Source organism: Fusobacterium necrogenes (assembly GCF_900450765.1).
Classification (GTDB): domain Bacteria; phylum Fusobacteriota; class Fusobacteriia; order Fusobacteriales; family Fusobacteriaceae; genus Fusobacterium_A; species Fusobacterium_A necrogenes.
Map to the genome: position 1 here is coordinate 1,364,374 of NZ_UGGU01000003.1, position 22,012 is coordinate 1,386,385.

General features: G+C 29.0%; 4 protein-coding genes and 1 riboswitch. Of the genes, 1 reads left to right on the forward strand and 3 read right to left on the reverse strand.

What is annotated here, in order from left to right:
• Window positions 1–82: 82 nt before the first annotated feature.
• The 3 genes from DYA59_RS06505 to lysA all read right to left on the reverse strand — a co-directional run bounded on the left by DYA59_RS06505 (window position 83) and on the right by lysA (window position 20,043).
• Entirely contained in the window at window positions 83–17,512 is a 17,430-nt protein-coding gene (locus DYA59_RS06505; RefSeq protein ID WP_115270546.1) for a hemagglutinin repeat-containing protein, read from the reverse strand.
• Between the two features lie 344 nt (window positions 17,513–17,856).
• Complete coding sequence (gene dapF, locus DYA59_RS06510; protein WP_115270548.1) at window positions 17,857–18,693, reverse strand: diaminopimelate epimerase; 837 nt, start codon at window positions 18,691–18,693, stop codon at window positions 17,857–17,859.
• Window positions 18,694–18,738: 45 nt separating this feature from the next.
• On the reverse strand, window positions 18,739–20,043 hold the full coding sequence (gene lysA / locus DYA59_RS06515) for a diaminopimelate decarboxylase (protein ID WP_115270550.1): 1,305 nt from the start codon (window positions 20,041–20,043) through the stop codon (window positions 18,739–18,741).
• Window positions 20,044–20,199: 156 nt separating this feature from the next.
• Window positions 20,200–20,373, reverse strand: a riboswitch (Lysine riboswitch).
• 240 nt (window positions 20,374–20,613) lie between these two features.
• Between lysA and hslU the strand changes: the two genes are divergently transcribed.
• The gene (gene hslU, locus DYA59_RS06520) at window positions 20,614–21,927 is read left to right on the forward strand and encodes an ATP-dependent protease ATPase subunit HslU (protein ID WP_172606958.1); all 1,314 of its coding nucleotides are present in this window, start codon (window positions 20,614–20,616) and stop codon (window positions 21,925–21,927) included.
• The last annotated feature ends 85 nt before the right edge of the window (window positions 21,928–22,012 follow it).

Below are 22,012 nucleotides of genomic sequence, written 5' to 3' on the forward strand. Positions count from 1 at the left end.
ATAAATAAAACATTTTTATCTAATATAAAACATTTTATAAAGTTGACTTTTAAAATCAATTTTTTAAATTCTTTTTTAGGAATTAATTTATCATATCTTCTACTAATAGTTTAATGAGTTCCTTTATTCTTGTTACAGAAAAAGCTTCTTTCTCATTTGGTTGCTTTTCATATAAATAAAATAATTGTGGTGGAAGATCCCCAGGTTGAATATACGCATAATGATTTAATAAATACAACTCTTTTGTAGCTTCAGGAATCATATTCGAATCTTTATTCTCAGATAATAGCTTTTGATCTTGATGTTGGGTTTCATGTAATACTGTTTCCAACAAAACTCCAAGAGTTGATATTCCAGTACGAACTATATTAATACTTCCATCAACTGCATTATGAAAACCTAATTGTTTTTCTTGCCCTATTGGAGATGAATCAAAAATATTAAGTGGACTTTCTGTATAATTCACTTGTAATAACTCCTCAAAAATTTTTTTTCTTTCTTCACTAATTACAGACAATAACAATTTTATATCTTCATCTGAAATATCTTTTACATTTAAATTATATATTTTCTCAATCACAAACTCTGGATTTTCAAGATAGACCTCTCTCAATAAGTTTTTATCAATGATTCCATTCTGTGTAATAAAATCTTGAAGCTTTCTATTTGTAGCTAATTCATTTATTAATTTATTATCCATCATCGCTCTAGCTTCTGCAAAGTCATTCCTAATATACTTATAAATATTTCCCAAAGCAATATAATCTTCAGTTTCTAATTTCATACCTTGTTTATTAATTATTATTTTTTTATTTTCATTACCATGTACTTCATAAGTTTTTCTAGCTTCTTTATTCATAAACATATTAGCTAAAAAATTTTGCAGATGTTCAGAAGGCAGTTTATCAGCCACCTCTGATACTAGTTGAAGTTGTTTTTTTATTTCACTATGCATTCTATTATAGACCATTCCTTCTAATCCAGGTGTTAGTGTATATTCTTCAATACGTCTTTCTGTTTGCTTTCTTATATTCTCTAAAATATTTTTTGAGAGAAAAGCATCTAAATTATCTCCTGTTACAAGTTCATTACTAAGTAATAATGCTTTTTCTAAATCTTTTCTTACCATATCTCTAACAATTGGATTTTCTAAATTAAAATACTCTTTTACATTGTTAAAATTTTCAGGTCCATATCTCAAAAGTATTGAATTTTTAACTCTTGCAACAAAACGTCCTAAGTTTTCCGAATCTAAAATATCATCAACATTCAAAGGTGAATCATATGTATCCATATCAATTTCAGGAGAAGCTTCTCCATCTAGCATATTCATATTTTTTGCATACTTTTTATTAAATAATAAACTTTCTTTTTTTATTTTTTCTTTTATTTCACTAGGTAATTCAATCACATGTTTACCTATTACAAATTTCAAATTTGGATGATCTAAATATTTCTGAAATATAACTCTTAATTCAGCAGATGTAACTGAGTCATAATTTACACTAGATGGATTAAAAACATTTAATAATTTATCAAAATTAATATTTCCTTTTTTATCTGCTATAACTTCAGTTATAGAAAAATAAACCTGTCCATTTCCTTTCAATGTCTTTTCTAAAACAATACTAGTTTTTGCAATAAAAAAATCATGAATTGAGTTATTTAAAGTAATTTCATCCTTTAAAGTTTTTTTTCCACTAGCTATGTTTTCAGCACTTTTAGAAATTTTTTCAAATATCTTTTGAACTCTTTTATCTGCTATAATCTCTTGAAGGAGCTCTCTATTCACTTCACTATTTACTTTTTTGTATTCTCTCTGATATCTTTTATCCGCAGTTTTAAAACTACTTGAATCAAAATCTAGTACTTTTTCTATATCTTCAGAAGTTAGAGTTTTCGAAGTTACCTTTGTTGCTAGCTCAATTAGATGTTCATAATTATTTCCTTCATTCAATTTTCCTAAATAAGAATCTGCAGTTTTATTATTTTTATTTGGAGAATCTTCAATTGCTTCTAACAAATATCCTCTACTCAATGTAGGACCATAACTCAAAGGACTATCCCCTAATTTCTCATTTTTAACATCAGCTTCTATATTCCTATTATTTTTTGAAACTTTTTCTTCCTTTCTATATTTCTCTGGTAATCCTGTGAGAGGTTCATAATGTTCTGCAACTATTTCTGGTTCATTTGCTGTATCATCTATCTCTATTCTTACCCCATCATCTTGTGGTAAGTCAAAAGCATTTGGTTTATCTAATAAATCAAATTTACTAGATACATTATTTATTCCATAAAAGTTTCCATACCCCGTTGATCCATTATTTTCTTTAGTTACTTTTGATCCCCTATTAGTTTCTCTCCCTGCTATTATACTTTCTACTAAAGCTTTTATTATCTCTTTACTTCTCATAACTTCAAATGCTTCTTTTTCTATAGGTTGTAGTTTATACATATTTAAAGAATGTTCAGTAGGTTTTTTACCATCTATATAAGCAAAACGTCCAAGATCATAAAATTCCCTAACCTCCTCACTAACTTTTCCTTTTTCTTTACTTGTAGCGATTATTCCTTGTTCATGATGCTGAGATTCATGTAATAACATATCAATTAGATTTCCTAGTGTTGTAATACTACTTTTATAAACTGTTATAGTTCCTGTAGCTTGATCATGATGAGCTACTTGTCCCTTTAACTTAGGATTTTCAACAAATTTAATTTTATTTGGATTATAAGGTAACCCTACTTTTTCTTCAAAATATTTTCCTCTTGTTTCATCTATTTCCTTTAGTAATTTTTCAATAACATCATTTGGAATTTGCTTAGCATTTAGAGAGTATAACATGTTTATAAGTAAATCAGGATTTCTTGAATATGCTCTTGTCAATGCTTCTTTTTTAAATCCTGCTTCCCGTGTTATAAAATCTTTTAAATACTCATTCTCTCCTAACTCTGCTACAAGTAAATTATTCATTTCTTTTCTAGTTTCAGAAAATTTATTTGGTATCATTTCAAAAATTGAACTTAAATAGATATCATCTATATAAGTTTTACCAAGCTTCAAGTCGCTTGCTATCATCGCTTTCCCTTCAATCCCATTTTTTTGAATTACTTTAGCCTCTTTATTCATAAAGATATTAGCTAAAAAATTTTGAAGATGTTCTCCTGGAATTTTATCTCTATTTTTAGCAACAGTTTCTAGTTGTTTCCTTATACCCTCACGAGTTCTAACAAAAACTTTTCCGCCAAAACCATTCCTCTGCTCATACTCACTTGGATTTTCTTTTTCAAAATTTATATATTTTGAAGCCATTTCATCTAAAAAAGCCAATAAATTTTCATCTGTTATGCCTCCCTCTCTCTGAAGCATTTCATTCTCTAACTCTATTTTAATTCTTTCTTTTATCATAGGATTATCCAAATTTAACTCTTCATATATGATTCTAGCACTCTCGACTCCATATCTTTGGGTTAAGTACTCTTTCATTTTTTCAAAATTATAACGGAAATCTGTTGAGTTAATAATTTCATCTGCTGTTAACTTCCTTGGAGGTGGCGGTGTTGTATCCATTGATGTCTCAGCTTGTTCATCATCCGGTTGATACATCTCTTGTTCTAGTTTTTTCTCTTTACCTAAACTTATTAATTCTTGACTATTATTTTTACTTACCATATCCTTTATTTTTTCTTTTGTTTTTTGAGGTAATTCTATAACTTGCTTTCCTAAAACAAATTTCAAATTTGGATGTTCTAAATATTTTTCAAATACAGTCCTCAACTCACTAGAGGTAATCGAATTATAATTTTTACTAGATTTATCAAACACTTCTAAAAGTCTATCAAAATTAATATCCTTATTCTGAGTTAAAATTATTTCATCTAATGAAAAATATATCTTTCCTCCTCTTTCAAAAGTTTTTTCTAAAATGATTATTTGCTTTTCCTTAATAAAATTTTGAACTCCTTCTTCAATCTCTTTTTTTCCTTCTATACTATTTTTATCTTTTTTTATCTTTTCGGCACCTGAAGTTATTTGATTAAGAGCCTTTAATACTTCATCTTTTTCTAATACCAAATTTAATAATTCTTCATTAGCTTTTTCTTTTACTCTTCCAATTTGATTCTCAGTATAATCAGTTTTATAGTTTTTTAAAAGTGGAAAAGGATTAATAATCTCTTCTTTATCTTTATCTGTAAGAGTTCCATTAATTACTTTTTCTGCAAATTTTATCATCTCTTGATTTTCATTTCCTAAATTTAATTTTCCTAAATAGGCATCTGTAAAATGTGGATTTTTATTCAAAGATTTTGAACTTTCTCTTAAAAGTCCTCCTCTACCAAATTTTGTTCCATAGACAAGAGCTGTTTTTCCCAAATCTCTTTCAGGTATAAAAGATAAAAGATTTTTATTATTTATAGGGTTTTGATTTTTAAAATTTTCAAACTCTACTTCTTTTTTAATTTTTTCTTTTAATTCATTAGGTAGCTCTATAACTTGTTTAGATAAGAAAAATTTTAAATCTGGGTGATCTAAATATTTTCTAAAAGCTGTTCTTAATTCTGCTGAAGTAATCGAATGATACATAGGATGAGACTCATTAAAAACTTCTAAAACCTTATCTAAATTAATTTTACCATTTGAAGTTGCAATTTCATCTAATGAAAAATATATTTTCCCACCATTATTGAATGTTTCTTCTAATATAGTAACTGTTTTTAGTTCAAAAAATCTATCAATTGCTTTATTTAATTCCTTTTTATTTTCAACTCTTTTTTCAGAATTTTTACTATACTTATCCCATGCTTTTAAAATATCTTTTGAAATTGTTTTAATCTTTTCATTTTCCAAGAGTAAAGTTAAAATTTTTCTATTAGCTTCCTCTGAAACTCTAGAAATTTGCTCTTTTTCATATTTGTATAATAAAGTTTGTCCTTTTTTACCTTCAAATAAATTTTTGAACTCCTCACTTTCTGTAAATTTTAAGATTTTTTCTATTTCCATATTACTTAAATTACTCGTAAAAATTTTCTCTGCAAAAATAATAAGAGGTTTAACTTCCAAATTAAATTGTCCTAAATATCCATTAGCAACATGAACATTTTTATTTTCAGACCTCATGGCCTCATTAATAAGAATCGCTCTTCCTTTCTGTGTTCCATAGATTAATGGCGTTTCTCCCAATCCTTTATTCTCATTTTTATCAAGTAAATTGTTACTTTTCTTTTTTTCCTTATAATCTTCAGGATTTCCAGTTAAAGGTTCATAATATTCAGGAACTATTACTTCCTCTCCTGCTGTATCTTTTATCTCTTCCCTTATTCCATCATCCTGTGGTAAGTCAAAAGCATTGGGTTCATCAAGTATATCAAATCTATTATCCTCATCATAAGAGTCTTCATAACTTGCTGCATCTTCACTCTCTCTTATACTCTTTAATACCTCCTCAGCTATTTTTTCAGAATCATGTGCCTCCTTCTCAATTGGTTGTGTTTCATAGTCTTTACCAAAAGTAGATATATAACCTCCTTCTAAAGAATTTAACTCATATAATTTATTTCTATCTTCAAAGCCTTGAATATTAATTTTCTGCAAATTTTTTTGATCCTGATGTGTCAACTCATGAACTATTGTTTCAAATACATAGTCAAAACTATCTTCATCATCCAAATAAATTTTTAATTTAATACCATCATTTCCACCTGCAAAATTACCATCCGATTTTTGAACTTCAATTGGTATTTTTTCATATTCTACACCTAGTACAGCCTTAAATGCTTCAGCTTTTAATTCTTGTAATTTTTCTGCAAGTTCTCTTACTCCTTCAGGTGAAGTATCTCCCTTAGAAACCATTCTTTTAATATTCTGATCATACTCTGCTATATATCTAAATTCAGTATCTAAAGCCTTTCTTACAGAACCATTAGTTCTATCAAAAATACTCTTATATACTTTATTTAAATTTTTTTCTGACTCTTTATTATGATCAATTAAAGGATTTTCAAGAATTGTCTGTTTATTTTTTTTCTCATCTGTACTTTCTGTTATCTTCTCTAATACTTCATTTTTTTCTGTATTTTTTAAAAGTCTATCTAGATAATTTAATAAGTGCTCTTTAGGAATCTTATCACTCTCTTTAGCTACAGTTTTAAGATTTTGATATATATCTTTATCGCTTCTTGTTAAAACACTTATCTTTTCATCCACTTCAAATATTCTCTGAGGCTTACCGTCAAAATATTTTTGATTACTCTCTTCATACTTACTAAATTTCTCTAAAATCTCTTCTATTTCTTGCTTTTGTTCATTAGATAATTTTTTATCCTTATTGACTTCTATATATTCCTCAATATTTTTTCTAAGTTCGTCTAATTCATTATCTAAATAAGTTTTTTCAACTTTTTCTCCTCCAGATTGTCTCTCAATTAATACATTTTGTCTATCTAAAATATCAGTTATTTGTCTATCCACACTAGAAATAACCTCATCTACACCCTGATCCTTAAATTTATTATTTTGAGAAACTTCTTTATCTGGAGGATTCATTCCTAATGGTGTATAGTGCTCTGGAACTATCACTTCTTCCCCTGCTGTATCTTTTATTTCTGCCCTTATTCCATCATCTTGTGGTAAGTCAAATGGATTAGGTTTATCTAATAAAACATATTTATCTTTTTTTATACCTTTATCATTAAATTTAATATTTTTTATATCTTTTGGTAAATCAATAACCTGCTTATCTACAGCAAATTTTAAATTTAGATTACCTAAATGTTTTTCTATTAGATGTCTTAATTTTTGATATTCTTCAGTTTCAAAGTTGGGTTCATTAGGATCAAATATTTTAGAAACATTTTCTAATTTTACATTTCCTGATGAATCTGTTATCACTTCCGCAAGAGAAACATATACTTTGTGCCCATGTTCTAGTAATAAATCTAAAGTTGTATTATCTATTGAAACTTTAATTTCAGTTATCCCCTCACTAAGTTTTTCTTTTGCAATAGTATCACTAGAATTTTTTTCTAACTCTTTCAAACTTTGATGAATTTTTTGTAATCCTTGAGCTCCAAGTTGTGTTCCAAGAGTATTTTTTAAAATATCTTTTTCTAATTCACTCAACTCTTCTTTATCTTCCTTTAATAATATATCAAGATTTACTTCGTTTAAATTTTTTGTTGAAAATTCGGTAGCTAATTTTTCTAAATTGCTATCTTGTAAATCTAATGAAGTCAAAATATCTTTAAATGAAATTCCATCAAAACTTTCTTTATCTTTACTTGAAGTTATAATTAAAGGCTTTTTTAATTCAAGCAATTCTGGATATTTTAAAGGAGATGTAATCTCAACATTTGTAGCAACTGCTCCTCTTTTATCGATAAAAGTACTATTAGAAGCATTATTTTCTTCTCTATGAACTCTTTCTCCATTTATAGTTACTGTATGCTTCATAGGTGCAGATATTTGCGGAGCTTTAGCTTTTTTATATTTATCTGGATTTCCATTTAGTGGTTCATAGTGCTCTGGAATTATCACTTCTTCCCCTGCTATATCTTTTATTTCTGCCCTTATTCCATCATCTTGTGGTAAGTCAAAAGCATTTGATCTATCAAGCACATCATATTTATCATCTGTTTCAGCTAAATTCTTATCCTCTTTCTTGATTTGAGCATTAATTTTTTCCATTACTTCCATCAATTTCTTTTCTATATTACTTAGCTCTTTTTTATCTGCTTCACTTTTATCTTTTTTAGATGCTAATTCAATTTGTCTATCCATTAACACTCTTACTTCTTCATCTAAATCTCTCTCTGCTTCTTGTTTTTCCTTAATATTCTTTAAAGATATATGAGCTAGTTTCTCAGACTCATATGCCTCTTTCTCAATTGGTTGCGTTTCGTAATCTTCACTATCAGAAGCTATATATCCACCCTTTGAAAAGTTCAAATCATATAACTTATTTCTATCGTTAAATCCTTCAATTTTTAAGTCTTTTAAACTTCTTTGATCTTGATGTGTCAACTCATGAACTATTGTTCCAAATATATAATCAAAGCTATAATTACTATCCAAGTAAATTTTTAGACTAACACCGTCATTTCCTCCAAGTATGTTCCCATAACCCTCATAAATATCTATTGGTATTTTTTTATACTCTGCACCTACCACATCTTTAAATGTTTCGGCTTTTAATTGTTGTAGTTTCTTTGCAAGTTCTAATACCTTCTCAGGTGAAGTATCTCCTTCAGAAACTAATTTTTTAATATCTTGATCATTTTCTACTCTATCCTTAAATTTATCATCTAGAGTTTTTCTTATACCATCATCAGTTTTATCAAAAATATCCTTATAAATTGTATTTAAATTTTTTTCTGACTCTTTATCATGTTCAATAGTAGGAGCTTGTAAAATTATAGTTTTTTCTCCCTTAGGTGTATTTTTTAATGCATCCTCTAAAGCTTTATTTTTCCCTTCGTCATTTAAAACTCCATCTAAATAATTTAGTAAATGTTCCTTAGGAATTTTATCACTCTCTTTAGCTATAGTTTTAAGATTTTGACGTATATCTTTATTACTTCTAACCAAAATACTTACATCATCTGTTATTTTCCTTTTAACTTGAAGATTTCCTTCAAGATAGTTGTCGTTATTTTGATCATATTCATTAAACCTCTCTAGAAGTTCTTCAACTTTTTGTTTTTGGTCATCAGATAGATTTTTATCTTTATTAGCTTCTATATACCTCTCAATACTTTCTTTAAGTTTCTCTAATTTTTTATCTAAATAACCTTTCTCTACTTTTTCACCAGCAACCTGTCTCTCAATTAGTTCATCTTGCCTAGCCAAAATATCATTTATTCTTTCATCTACGCTTGAAATAACCTCATCTATGCTCTGATTCATAAAACTATCATTTTGAGAAGCTTCTTTATCTGGAGGATTCATTCCTAATGGTATATAATTTTCAGGAATAATAATAGTTTCTCCTGCTGTATCTTTTAATACTACATCTCCTGTTCCAGTATCTTCTCTTTGTGGAAAATCAAATGCATTATCTTTATCCAATACTGAATATTTATCGTCTCCTCCTTTGATAATGCTATTTCTATCACTATCTCCTACTGATTTTCCTCCCACATTTATTCCATCCGAATCGTTTCCTTTATTTATTCCTGATGTCTTTGATGTTCCTCCAAACTTACTTGAGATACTATCTACCTTATCTTTTACATCTTTTATGTTACTTGTTGATCCTGATAAGCTAATATCTCCTCCTTTTTGGTAGATATCTTTTGTTACTATTTGTGTATTTTCCATATCCTTATAGATATCTTCTACACTTCCTACTTCTCCATTTATATTTACATCTCCACCTGCTGTGATGTTATCTACTCCTATAACTCCTTTACTTACTACCTCTTTATCTTTTATATCTCCTATAGTTCCGTCTGCTCCAAAGTCTCCTGTAAATCCTCCAGAACCAGTTATATGCGCTCCTCCTGCTTGCTCTTTTGTTGTTATATCTTTTATGTTGATATTTCCACCTACATCTACTTTTCCTGCTCCTGTTTCTGATCCTAGGATTCCTCCTTCTATATTCAAGTCTCCTTCTATATCAGCATTTAGGTTTCCTCCTGCTTTTATTCCAGATTGAGATACTGTTTCTCCACTACTCCAGATATCTCCTCCTCCACCGCTTAATCCTACTTCTCCTTTTCCTATAGTATTAGATGCGGCTCCTATAGAAACATTAGCTCCTGCATTTGCATTTATTTCGTGGTTATCATGTGATGATTTTTTACTTATTATATTTAAGTTTCCACCTATATCTAGATTTACATCTTTCTTAGCTTCTACATTTCCACCATCAATATTAGTATCTCCGCCAGACTTGATACTTATATTTCCTCCAGCGCTAATAGTTGAATTTTCATAATCAGTAGAATTTTTCTTTGTAATATCTAGATTTGCACTTCCTCCAACTCCTATGTCAGTATTAGCTCCCCAAAGTGCACTTACTCCTGCTGATTCTTCTAATTGAGCTTCTAAATCTACTTTAAATCCATTTTCAGTTGATGTTTTCTTCGCTGCAGTTATATTTATATCTTTTTTAGCATCTAAATTGATATTATCTTCAGCTTTTACATCTACACCATTTAGATTAATATCTCCTTCAGTAGCTTTAATTGTTACACTTCCACCAGCATCTACAGAGCTTACATTTTCACTAGTAGTTTTACTTGTACTATCCTCGATAGAAACATTTATAGATTGTTTATTAGTTACACCTATCGCATCGTTAAAGATTACATTTGTAACAGCACCTACACCTTGAGCTGCAAGAATACCATCATTGGCATTTCCACTCTTAATAGAACTATCCATTTGAACACCTTTATTAATTGTATCTACAATAGCACTATTAACCCCTGCAGTATTTTTTACAGCTATTGAGAATCCTGAAGAGTTTTCAGTTCTTTCATCAGTATACTTAGTAGAGTCTACCTGTTTACCGCTTATGCTTATATCACCAGTTGCCTTATAATCTCCTCCACCTATATCAACTTTATTTCCTGCGCTAATATTTATATTATCTCCTGAGATTTGGCTTTCTGTCCAAGTAGTTTCATCTATAGTAGTATTTTTGCTTTCTAATTTAACACCAAATTCACCACTTACAATTTGGTCCATATGAGGTCTACCTGAAGTTGTTGGAGTTTTTTCATTAGATCCGTCTAAGTTTTCACCAGCGGCACTCTCTCCACCCCATTCAGTACTTATCTCACTACTTGTTGACATATCTGCTGTGCTTGCACTTCCAGTGACTCCAACTCCACCAATTCCAGCACTTCCTTCAACATATAGTCCTATATTAAGCTCTTTTTTCTCTTCATGGTATTCATTTTTACCAGCTTCTATTGAAATATCATTACCAGCAGATAGATTAGTATCCCCATTTGCAGAAATATTTCCTCCAACTACTTTTATATTATTTCCAGCATTAGCATTTAAATCTCCACCTACTGATATATTACTTCCAACAGACGTAGAAGATGACTTCTTAACATCAGTTCTTCCTCCACCAAAAACTTGGTATCTAGATTCATTAAATTCCTCTTTAACTTCATTTCTACCATCAAGTATATTTAAATCATTTTCAGCATCTATGTTAGCATTTCCTCCAACAGTAACATCACTACCTTTTAGAGTTACGTCATTTCCTGCTGAAACATTTAAATCTCCTGAAGTTTTAATACTTGATCCATGAGATAATGAAGCCTCTAATTCTTTACGCGAAGACTCTTGAGTTAGTAATCCATTTACAGTTCCTAAATTTTTCTGATATTGATCTTGATGAATAAGATCTTTTGAATCCTCTATATTAACATCATTTTTTGCATTAATATTTATAGATCCTGGAAGCGCATCTTTATTAGCATCCTCTTTTGTATCGTTAGTTGATAAATCGCTACCTACAATATTTACATTTTCTCCATTTATATTAATATTAGATCCTTGAAGATTAGATCCATTAGAAGTAGCAGAAGTTGATGAAGATTGAGCAAAGCCTCCATTGTCATATTCATGTTTAAATTCAGAAGACACAGTATGAATATCTTTAATATTTACATCTCCACCAGCATTAATATTTATGCTACCAGCATCTCCTTCAATTATATCAGCTGACTCTTTTTTAAATAATTCTTTATAGTAATCAACATCTTTTACTACTTCAGGCTGTTCAGGTGCAGGCTCTTCAAATCCAGGTGCCCCACCTTCCTCTTCAGGTTTAATTTCTTCTCCAGAAGCAGTTAAAGAACCTCCTTTAATATTTACATCATTTTTCGCATCTATTTGAATTCCATTATCAGCTTCTATACCTGCTTTATCAGAGATAATTTGATTTCCTTTCTCATCAACACCTAGTGTAGATTCAATATTTACATTATCTCCACTAACAATTACATTATCTCCTTTAAGGCTACCACCTATCATATTAACGTCACCAGCAGCATCTACGGCAATGTTTTTATCTGAGCTAATTCCACCCCCCATTCCGCCAGAGCTATTGTTATTAATATCTCCAGAAGATTTGATAATAATATTGCCCCCAGCATCAATATTACCATTAGTATTATCAAATGACGTGTTGTCACTTACTAAGTCGCCTCCTACCTTTATTGTTGAAGTTCCACCATTACCTTGGTTTTGCGCTATATTTATTCTACTATTCTTACCTAAGTATAGTTGCGGAGCTAATACTTTTTGTCCATTAACTTCTACTTCAACATACCATACTATGTCATGTTCTAAGTTGTTAATTTGGTCTTGAGTTAGAGCTTTTCCAAGTTCTAATCCAAGTGTGGCAGATATTTCTGCTGCGTTATCAATAAGAGTTTGGATATCTTCAGCACTAACATTTCCAGTGTAACCAAGTCCTTTTTGAATTATGTCCTTAAGTAATAAATAATCATAATATGCATCTCCTAAAACAGCAGATGTTTTATTTTTATCATATCCTAATTGTTCAAAGAAATAATCTGAACCAAAGAATTTATCTGGGTCAATAAAATCAATATTAGTTTCATAAATAGGTTTTCCAGGTTGTGGCTCTCCCTCTACAGGTTTAAATATACCATTCTCACCTTTTGGTATATCTATAAAGATTATAGGGTTTACAGTTCCTGATACAGCTATTGCCCCTGCTAAGTTTCCTGTTTCTGCAGTTATAGTCACTCCATCTATAGTTATACTTCCAGTTGCTAATTCTACATCATGAGGATATTTTACTCCTCCAACCTCTTTAATACTATTAATATCTGAAATATCAACATCTAGATTAGAGCCAACTCCTTCTATAGAGTTATCTCCAATATTGACATTTACATTTTTATTTCCTCCACTTTCTCCACCATTATTTACTAAACTTCCATTAGTGTGAGTAAAGTTTCCTCCTGCTATTATTTGCGCATTTCCATTAGCTGCATAATATTTGAAGCTACCGTCAAAATTCCATTTATCTTGAGAAATAGGTTTATCTTTACCTTTCCAGTCGCTACCAAGAACACTTGAAAGTACTTTGTTAAGTAAAGGATTATCTACTAAAGCTAATGCCTTATAATAAGCTTCTCTACCTCTTCCAAAATATCCTTTAGTCAGTGCATCATATAGACTTCCTTCAAAAGATACTCCAGAGTTTCCATAAGCATTAGTTAAGTAAAGTCTAGTTTCCCAAGAAAGTCTAACTTGTATAAGTTTCAATAGATCAACTACATTTAAATTTTGGTATGCAGTTTCATTGAGAATATCTCCCTTGATTGTCATATCTTTTCCAGCTAATATAGTTCCAGAATAGTTATTAACCTTAGCTTTATCCGAAGAGAATCCAGAGATATTTAAGTTTCCTTCTGCTTCTATAGTTGCTTTATCAGTAACTACACTTTTATTTTCAATAACTGGTATCCAAATCTCTGTAGAATCAAGATGGTAGTTAAAAGTATCATCCCATCTAACTGTTTGTTTAGAACTTTCAGTATCTACAATTTCATATTTAACATCAACTCTACTCTTATTTGTTAAGTTATCAGCTTTTATATCTAAATTACCACCAGCAGCAATAGTTCCAGCATCATTTGTAATAGACTTAGCACTTAATTTCATATCATTTTGGCTAACAATATTAGCATTTAAACTATTGTATATCTCTCTCATAGCATTAAGTACAGCATCTTTTCCAGCCCAGATAGTATTTCCTTCTTCGTTAACTATACCATCAGCGCTTAAATTAATGTTGCTATTACTTACTATCATACCTTTATTGATAATATCTTTTTCAGTAGAGATAGATATATCTCCTAAAGCTTGAACTTTTCCTGTTTCAATATCTCCAGTTTTACTCTTAACATCTATCTTACCTTCACTTAGTACTTTTCCATTTAATTTTATATCAGAATTATTTCCTGTAATAGAAATATCACCAGAAGCTTTTACCTCTCCACTTGTTAAGATGACATCTCCAGTATTGTTTATAACTATGCTTCCTTTTGATTGAAGTGACCCAGTATTAAAGAAACTTCCTTTAGTACTTATATCTACTCCATTACCAATAATTTCTCCACTGTTAGCAGCACTTCTAGAATCTAAATCGATCTTACCAGCAGCATGAAGTTTTCCACTATTTCCAAAATCACCAGTCTTAGTATTGAGAGAAATATTTCCACCAGCTACTGTACTTCCAGAGTTGTGAAATCCATTACTTGTAATATTTATATCATTTCCAACACTCATATTACCATTAGTTACTTTTTCCGAAATATTAGCTGTTAGATTTCCTTCTGTTACAAGATCTCCATTTTTATTATTTAAGTTTTTACCAGCAAGAGAAATATCATTTTTAGCTTCAATATTTCCACTATTATCTATATCTCCAGATACATTTATATCTAATTTAGAACCAGTAGTTATCTTTCCTGTATTATCAAATGAACTACCACCAATTTCTATCTCTCCAGAAGCATTAATATTTCCTGAATTTGCAAAACTCTCTCCATTATTTCTATTTTCACTATTTATCTTAATTGTTTCTCCAACTAATAGTTCTCCACTATTATTAACTCCTCCATTTATATTTAAGGATTTTCCTACAGATGCTGTAGCTCCTGATTTATTTGAGAAGTCTCCTGTCAGATTTAAACCTCCTCCAGTTTCTAATTTACCAGAGTTTTCTAACTTAGATGAAGTAACATCTACATTACCTCCAACACTTAAATTGTATGAATTAAAATCTCCAGATATATTTGCGCTTAAGTTCTCCTTAATTGTTAAATCTTTTGAACTAAAACTCTTACCCTTAACATCTAAGTTCTTTCCTACTGACATTACTCCATTATTTTTTATTGAATCTTCTGATTTTAAACTTACATCACCTTTAGTTATTACTATTCCATTATTTTCTAAAGTTGTTTTAGTTGTTATTGCTAAAGTTTCTCCTTCTATCACACCTAAATCAGAAAAAGCTGCTATCTTAGCTTTTAGCTCTGCTAATTCTTCCGCGCTTAAATTTTCTGAATTTAACTTTTGTAATAACTCTAAATACTCTTTTATTCTTTCTTCATTTCCATTAGAAACAAAACTATCACCACTGATTATAATTTTCTTCCCAGCAGTTATTCTTTGAGTATTCACTATTTTTCCAAGAGCTTCAATTAAAAGATTATCTCCAGCTTGTAATACCCCTGAATTAATAACGCTACCAGTTTCTAGAGTAAGATCTTTTTGTGAAGTAACAACTCCTTTATTTTCAAAAGATTCTTTTGTAGTTATTTTAACATTATCTCCAGATAATACCCCAAGCATTCCTGTTTTAGATAAGATATCTTTTAAATTATTTAATTTATTTTTAACCTCTTCTAATCCACTTAAAGTAGCTTTTAATTCTGCAAGTTGCGCTGAATCTTTTTCAGCTGCTATTTTCTTATTTAACTCTGATATAGAATTTTCTACTTTTGTTAACTCCTCCTCAGAATATTGATATAGAGCTCCTAAATATTTCTCTATCTCTTCTGAGCTTCCAGCATTGAGAAGTTCTTTAACATTTATAACTAAATCTTTTACAGCCGTTATATGTCCCGCATTTAAAAATTTACCTTGTACAGCTTGAATTAATATAGAATCTGCACCTAGTTTTCCTGTATTTGTTAGATTATTTGCGCTTATTAACTTAAGATCTTTTGTAGCTAATATCTCTCCATTATTAACTAATTCTCCAACAGTAGTAGTTAGAATAATATTTCCATCACTAGCAATAACTTTTCCATTTAAAGCATTTATAAGTTCTTGAGCAGTGATAGTTATATCTTTTGCTGATATATTTCCATAGTTTTCAAATTTTCCTTTTAAAACTTCAATTTTTAATTTTCCATTAGGATCTACTACTTCATTTAAAGTTCTTCTATCTACTCTTATTTCTCCTTTATTAACAAAAGAATATCCAACTCCTAATTCAAAATTTCTAGCTCTCAATAGAGCATCTTTTTCATTTAATAGATTTTCAGCAGTAATAGTTAACTTATTTTCAGCTGACACTATTCCTTTATTAGTTAATTCCTTTACAAATATTTCTACATCTTTACCAAAAATCCCTGTACTTTGCCAAGTAATCTGATCAGATGAGTAAATCTTCCCAGTGTTAATATCTTTTACTTGAAGTGATCCATCAGGATTTGAAGTGATAGCTAGATTTTCAGAATCTACTCCTGAAATAGTAGGTATCAATACCCCTTGTACATCTAGCCTTTCTGAAAGTTTTATAGTTATATAGTTAGTTGATATTAATCTCGCAGAACTCTTATCTTGTAAAGTTAGACCTCTAGCTGTAATAACTATATTTCCATTAGTTGATTGTACTGCTGATCTTAACCTTACATCTCCTTTTAGATCTAAAGAGATATTATTTTTAGATGAAATAGAATTAATTTGTTCCTTATTAGCAACTTTTACAACTCCCTCTTTTGTTTCAAAATTATTTCCTTTTATTTTTATATCTCTTCTAGAATTAAGAGTAGCAACTGAGATATCTCCATTTGACTCAATTACTATATCCTTTTCACTGAAAATAGCTCCCTCATGTTTTACACCAAGTCCTTGTCCAGTACTAATAAGTCTGATATTTCTTCCATACATTGCTCCTAACTCTGTTGCATATATACCATACTTATCTTGTTTACTATCAGAAGAAGATTTTATAATAGGATTACTAAAATCTCCCTTCTTTAATTCAATTTTATTTTGTCCTGAAATTAATGTTATATCAGGCTTTTCTTCTCCATTTATAGGAGATATTTCATTATGTATTTCTATAGTTTTAGCTAAAACATTGAAATAATTCCCACTAGTTCCGACTCCATTTAAAAAAATATTCCCCTTCTGTACATCAAAATTTATTCCACTACTATCTTTTAATACACTACCAGTAGTTAATGTAATTCCATTAGTATTAATAAAAGTAGCCCCATTAACATTTATTCCATTTTCATTGGCAAGAATAAAATCAGCTTTCTTACCAAAAATCTCAATACTTCCATTTATATTTGATGCTCTATTCCCCATAACTTCATTCAAAATAACAGAAGCATTATTTTTTAAATTTGAATTTTTAGTAACATACCCACCTATCTTAGAAATTCCATGTTCAGTACTATTATTAAAAATCAATCCATTTCCAGTACCAACACTTAAATCAGTAAATTTATTATGAGAAATACCATGCTTATCTGGAGTAACAATATTAATTACATCTATTCCATTAGCTGAGTTATTGAGTGTAGTTTCCCCTGTAACTCTAATACTATTAGCTTCTATGCCTCTACTTCTTAAGTCTCTTGCTAAAGCTATCTCTTCTGTTCCTTCAATTCCTCCCGTTATTAAAAAACAAACAATTAGAGAAATTGTAACACTTTTTTTTCTTTTTAAATAGCGTTTTAATGTTTTCTCATATAACCTAAAATCCATCTGTTCTATTCCTCCCTAACCCATATTTCTATCTATTTAAATAGAAAAAAGGTAATTACTTCTACAACAGTACTTACCTTAATCCAATTTTGTAGTAAAAAATCTTGTATACCCCACTTCTAATTTATTGTACACCAAATTCAAAAATATTTTTTCCTATTTTAGATTTTTATGTTTATATTTTCATAACAAAAGTACTATTATAGAATAATTTAAAAGAATTATAAAACAAAAATAATTATAATTTTATAAAAATATTAAGTTAAATTTTATTTCCTGTTTTCAAAAAATAAAAAAGGAGATAATCAACTAACACTCTAAATTAGTTTTTTTCTCCTTTTTTACTATTTTAAAAACTCTCCAGTGCAAATTGTTTCTGCACTACCTTTCATTATGACATTATATTCATTATCAAAAGTTACAAAAACCTCTCCACCCTCTGTGGTAAGCTTTACACTATTTCCTTTAATTTTTCCAAGTTTATGAGCTATAACAGCAGCTGAACAACACCCTGTTCCACAACCTAATGTTCTTGAAGCTCCTCTCTCCCAAGTCTTTATAGTAATATTTTCATCATCTACCACTTGAATAAAATTTACATTAGTTTTTCTTGGAAAAATATCAATACTATACTCTATAGCTTTTCCTAATCTATCTATATCATAGTTATCATAATCATCTACTAAAATCACAGTATGAGGTACTCCCATTAAAACAGATGAAATTTTTAATTTTTCTCCCTCTACCTCTATCTCTTTTTCTAAAATAATTTCATTATCTAACGTACAAGGAACAGAAGCAGCTCTAAAATCGGCTCTTCCCATATCTACCGATATATATTTTATCTCTTCATTCTCCAAAGTAAGATTTATATATTTTATTCCAGCATCAGTTTCTACTGAAAAATTTTCTTTTCTTACTACTCCATTATCATAGACAAATTTTGAAAAACATCTTATTCCATTCCCACACATCTCTCCTCTTGATCCATCAGAATTATAGTAATTCATTTTTATATCTGCAACTTTACTCTCTTCACAAGTCATGAATCCATCTGCACCTATTCCAAAATGTCTATCACAAACTTTTTTTGCTGTACTGCTCAAATTTAAATCTCTATATTCTACTCCATTAACTAAGATAAAATCATTCCCTGCAGCTTGTAATTTTGAAAATTTCATATTCTCTCCTTTCTATAAAAATCTACTTAATTTATTAAAAATAATTTATAATTCAATTAGCAAATCATTTTTTATTAAATCTTCAAAAGTCTCTCTTTTTATAACTAAAGAAGCCTTTCCATTTTTTACAAATACTACTGCTGGTCTTGTTAATTTATTATAATTACTAGCCATTGAATAACCATAGGCTCCAGTTGTAGTAACTAGTAATAAATCTCCTACTTTTCCTTTTGGTAACTCTTTATTTTTTATAATTAAATCTCCAGACTCACAGCATTTCCCTGCAACCGTCACTATTTCTTTATCTTTTTCATTTAATCTATTAGCTATAGTAGCTTCATATTGAGCTTGATATAATGCTGGCCTTATATTATCTGTCATTCCTCCATCTATAAAAATATATTTTGTTCCACCATAAGTTTGTTTTATTCCTCCAACTGTATAAAGAGTACTTCCTGCATTTCCTACTATACTTCTTCCTGGTTCAATAGATACTCTTTCCACATCTAAATCATATTTATGTAAATTTTTTTCAAGCACTTCGATCATACTCTTCATAAAGCTTTCTATATCTATCTCTACATCTTCAGCAGTGTAATATACTCCAAATCCTCCTCCTAAATTTATTTCTGGTATTTTTATTCCTAATTTTTCTTCCATTTTCTTAGTTTCTACTACCATTACTTTTATTCCTTCATGAAAAGCCTGCGTATCAAATATTTGAGATCCTATATGACAATGAAATCCAAGAAACTCCATATTCTTATCTTCTACAATTCTTTTTACCATTTCTACTAATCTTTTATCAAAAATTGACTCTCCAAATTTAGATGAGTGTTTTGAAGTTTTTATATACTCATGTGTATGTGCATCTATTCCAATATTTATTCTTAGCATAACTTTCATCTTTTTATTATTCTTAGCACATACTTTTGAGAGATTTTCAATTTCTAATTCATTATCTATAATTATACTACCTATTCCATATTCAACACACATTTCCAACTCTTCTATACTTTTATTATTTCCATGCATATGTACTTTTTTCATGTCTATTCCACTAGCTTTTATAGTGTATAATTCTCCTGCAGAAACAGCATCTATATCTATATCATATTTCTCTACTAATTGGCACATAGCTTTTGATAAGAAAGCTTTTGATGCGTATACTATCTGTGTTTTAAAATTTTTACTTTTAAAACTATTTTTATACTTTTTCATATTTTCTTCGATCAACTCTTGATCCATTATGTATAGTGGTGTTCCATATTTTTTAGCTAACTCTGTTACCTTAACTTCTCCTATTGATAGTACTCCATTATTATCTCTCATTGTTCCAAAAAATCTCATCTTTTTCCTCCGAATTTTTCTAAATGAATTATAAAAAAAGATAGCCTAGTAAAAGCTTTGAAATATTATAATACCTCTTGCTTTTAAGCTTTGCTATCTTTCAACTAATTCAAATTAAATTCTATACTTTTTCTTGTATATTCTATAATTAACAGTCCTTTAGATAGCACTCCATTGAATACTCAATGACAGTAAAACAGATATTATCTGAGTTACCAACAAAAATCCTTTGACCTTGATTTTTATTTCGGCAATCTCCCCTTTCATATCTCTTCATAGTTCGTCAAACTCTGAGACATTACTCTTGTCAATTGCACCTCTATCGTTTTTGTCATTATATAATATATGACACCACAAGTAAAATATATTTTATATATAGTTTACTATTTTTTATAAATATTGATTACTCTCCCAAAATTTTCACTCATATACTCTATATTTTCTTTATCCTTAGCTATACCATTCCCAAGATTTTATAAAAATAATATTTCAAAATTAATATTTCACATTTCTTTACACTACTATTATAAAGTGATATAATACTAGTAAAATTAATAAAAGGAGAACAATATGGGTATAAACAAAGAACTTACGCCTAAAAAAATTGTAGAAGAATTAAATAAATATATAATTTCACAAGATGAAGCTAAAAAAAACGTAGCTATTTCATTAAGAAATAGAGATAGAAGAAGAATGCTGAAAGATGAGAATTTAAAAAAAGAGATAACTCCTAAAAATATCATACTTATAGGATCTACTGGAGTAGGAAAAACAGAAATAGCTAGAAGAATAGCTAAAATTGCTAATGCACCCTTTTTAAAAGTTGAAGCCACAAAATATACTGAAGTTGGATATGTTGGAAAAGATGTAGAAAGTATTATAAAAGATTTAGTGTCTCTCACATATAGAAAAATGAAAGAGGAAAAATTTTTATCTTTAAGAAAATCTTCTTTAGATACAGCCATTGAAAGAATAGCTAAAATTCTAAAACCCTATGATTCCTTAAATGATAAGGAAAAAATCAACATAAAAAAAGAAATTCAAAATGGTAAGTATGATAATAATGAAATAGAAATAGATAGACCTAAAAAAGATAATGATATTCCTATTATCGAAGTTGTATCTGGTGGTGAAGATATTGGAGAATTTATTGACCAAATGATGTCTTCTCTTCCTGGAAAAGTAAAAAAAATGACTACTACCGTTAAAAATGCTCTTTCTCTATTTTTAGATGAAGAAATAGAGAAAAAAATAGATTTAGAAGCACTTACAGAAGAAGTTATAGAAAATGTAGAAAATAATGGTATTATCTTCATAGATGAAATAGATAAAATAACTGAAAGAGATGGTATTGGAAAAGGTGATGTTTCTAGGCAGGGAGTACAAAGAGATATACTTCCTATAGTTGAAGGAAGTACAGTTATGACAAAATATGGTCCTGTTAGAACTGATCATATATTATTTATAGCAGCTGGAGCTTTTTCTCAAAGCTCTCCATCTGATCTTATGCCAGAATTACAGGGAAGATTCCCTATCAGAGTTAAATTGCAAAATCTTGAAAAAGAAGACTTTGTAAAAATACTCACTGAAGTTGAATATAATTTATTAAAACAATATAAAGCCATGTTAAGTGTCGATAACGTAGAATTAAATTTTACAAAAGGAGCCATTGAAAAAATAGCTGAAATAACAGTCACTCAAAATGAAAAAATTGAAAATATAGGAGCTAGAAGACTCGCGTCGGTAATTGAAGAATTACTCAAAGAAATAATGTTTGAAGCTCCATACGAAAAAACAAAAAAAATAACAATTGATATCAATTTTATCAAAAAAGTTCTAAAAAAAGATACTGAAGAAGAAAATTTAGATAAGTTTATATTATAGCAAAAGTATCTAAATTAATTTTTTCACTAAAATAAAAAAAATTCTATTTTTATAAAAAACAGACACAAATTTGACACACAATAAT

Bases quoted from the DNA above. Each gene is read 5' to 3' on its own strand.
- lysA (WP_115270550.1), bottom strand. From the start codon at position 20,043: ATGAGATTTTTTGGAACAATGAGAGATAATAATGGAGTACTATCAATA.
- hslU (WP_172606958.1), top strand. From the start codon at position 20,614: ATGGGTATAAACAAAGAACTTACGCCTAAAAAAATTGTAGAAGAATTA.
- dapF (WP_115270548.1), bottom strand. From the start codon at position 18,693: ATGAAATTTTCAAAATTACAAGCTGCAGGGAATGATTTTATCTTAGTT.
- DYA59_RS06505 (WP_115270546.1), bottom strand. From the start codon at position 17,512: ATGGATTTTAGGTTATATGAGAAAACATTAAAACGCTATTTAAAAAGA.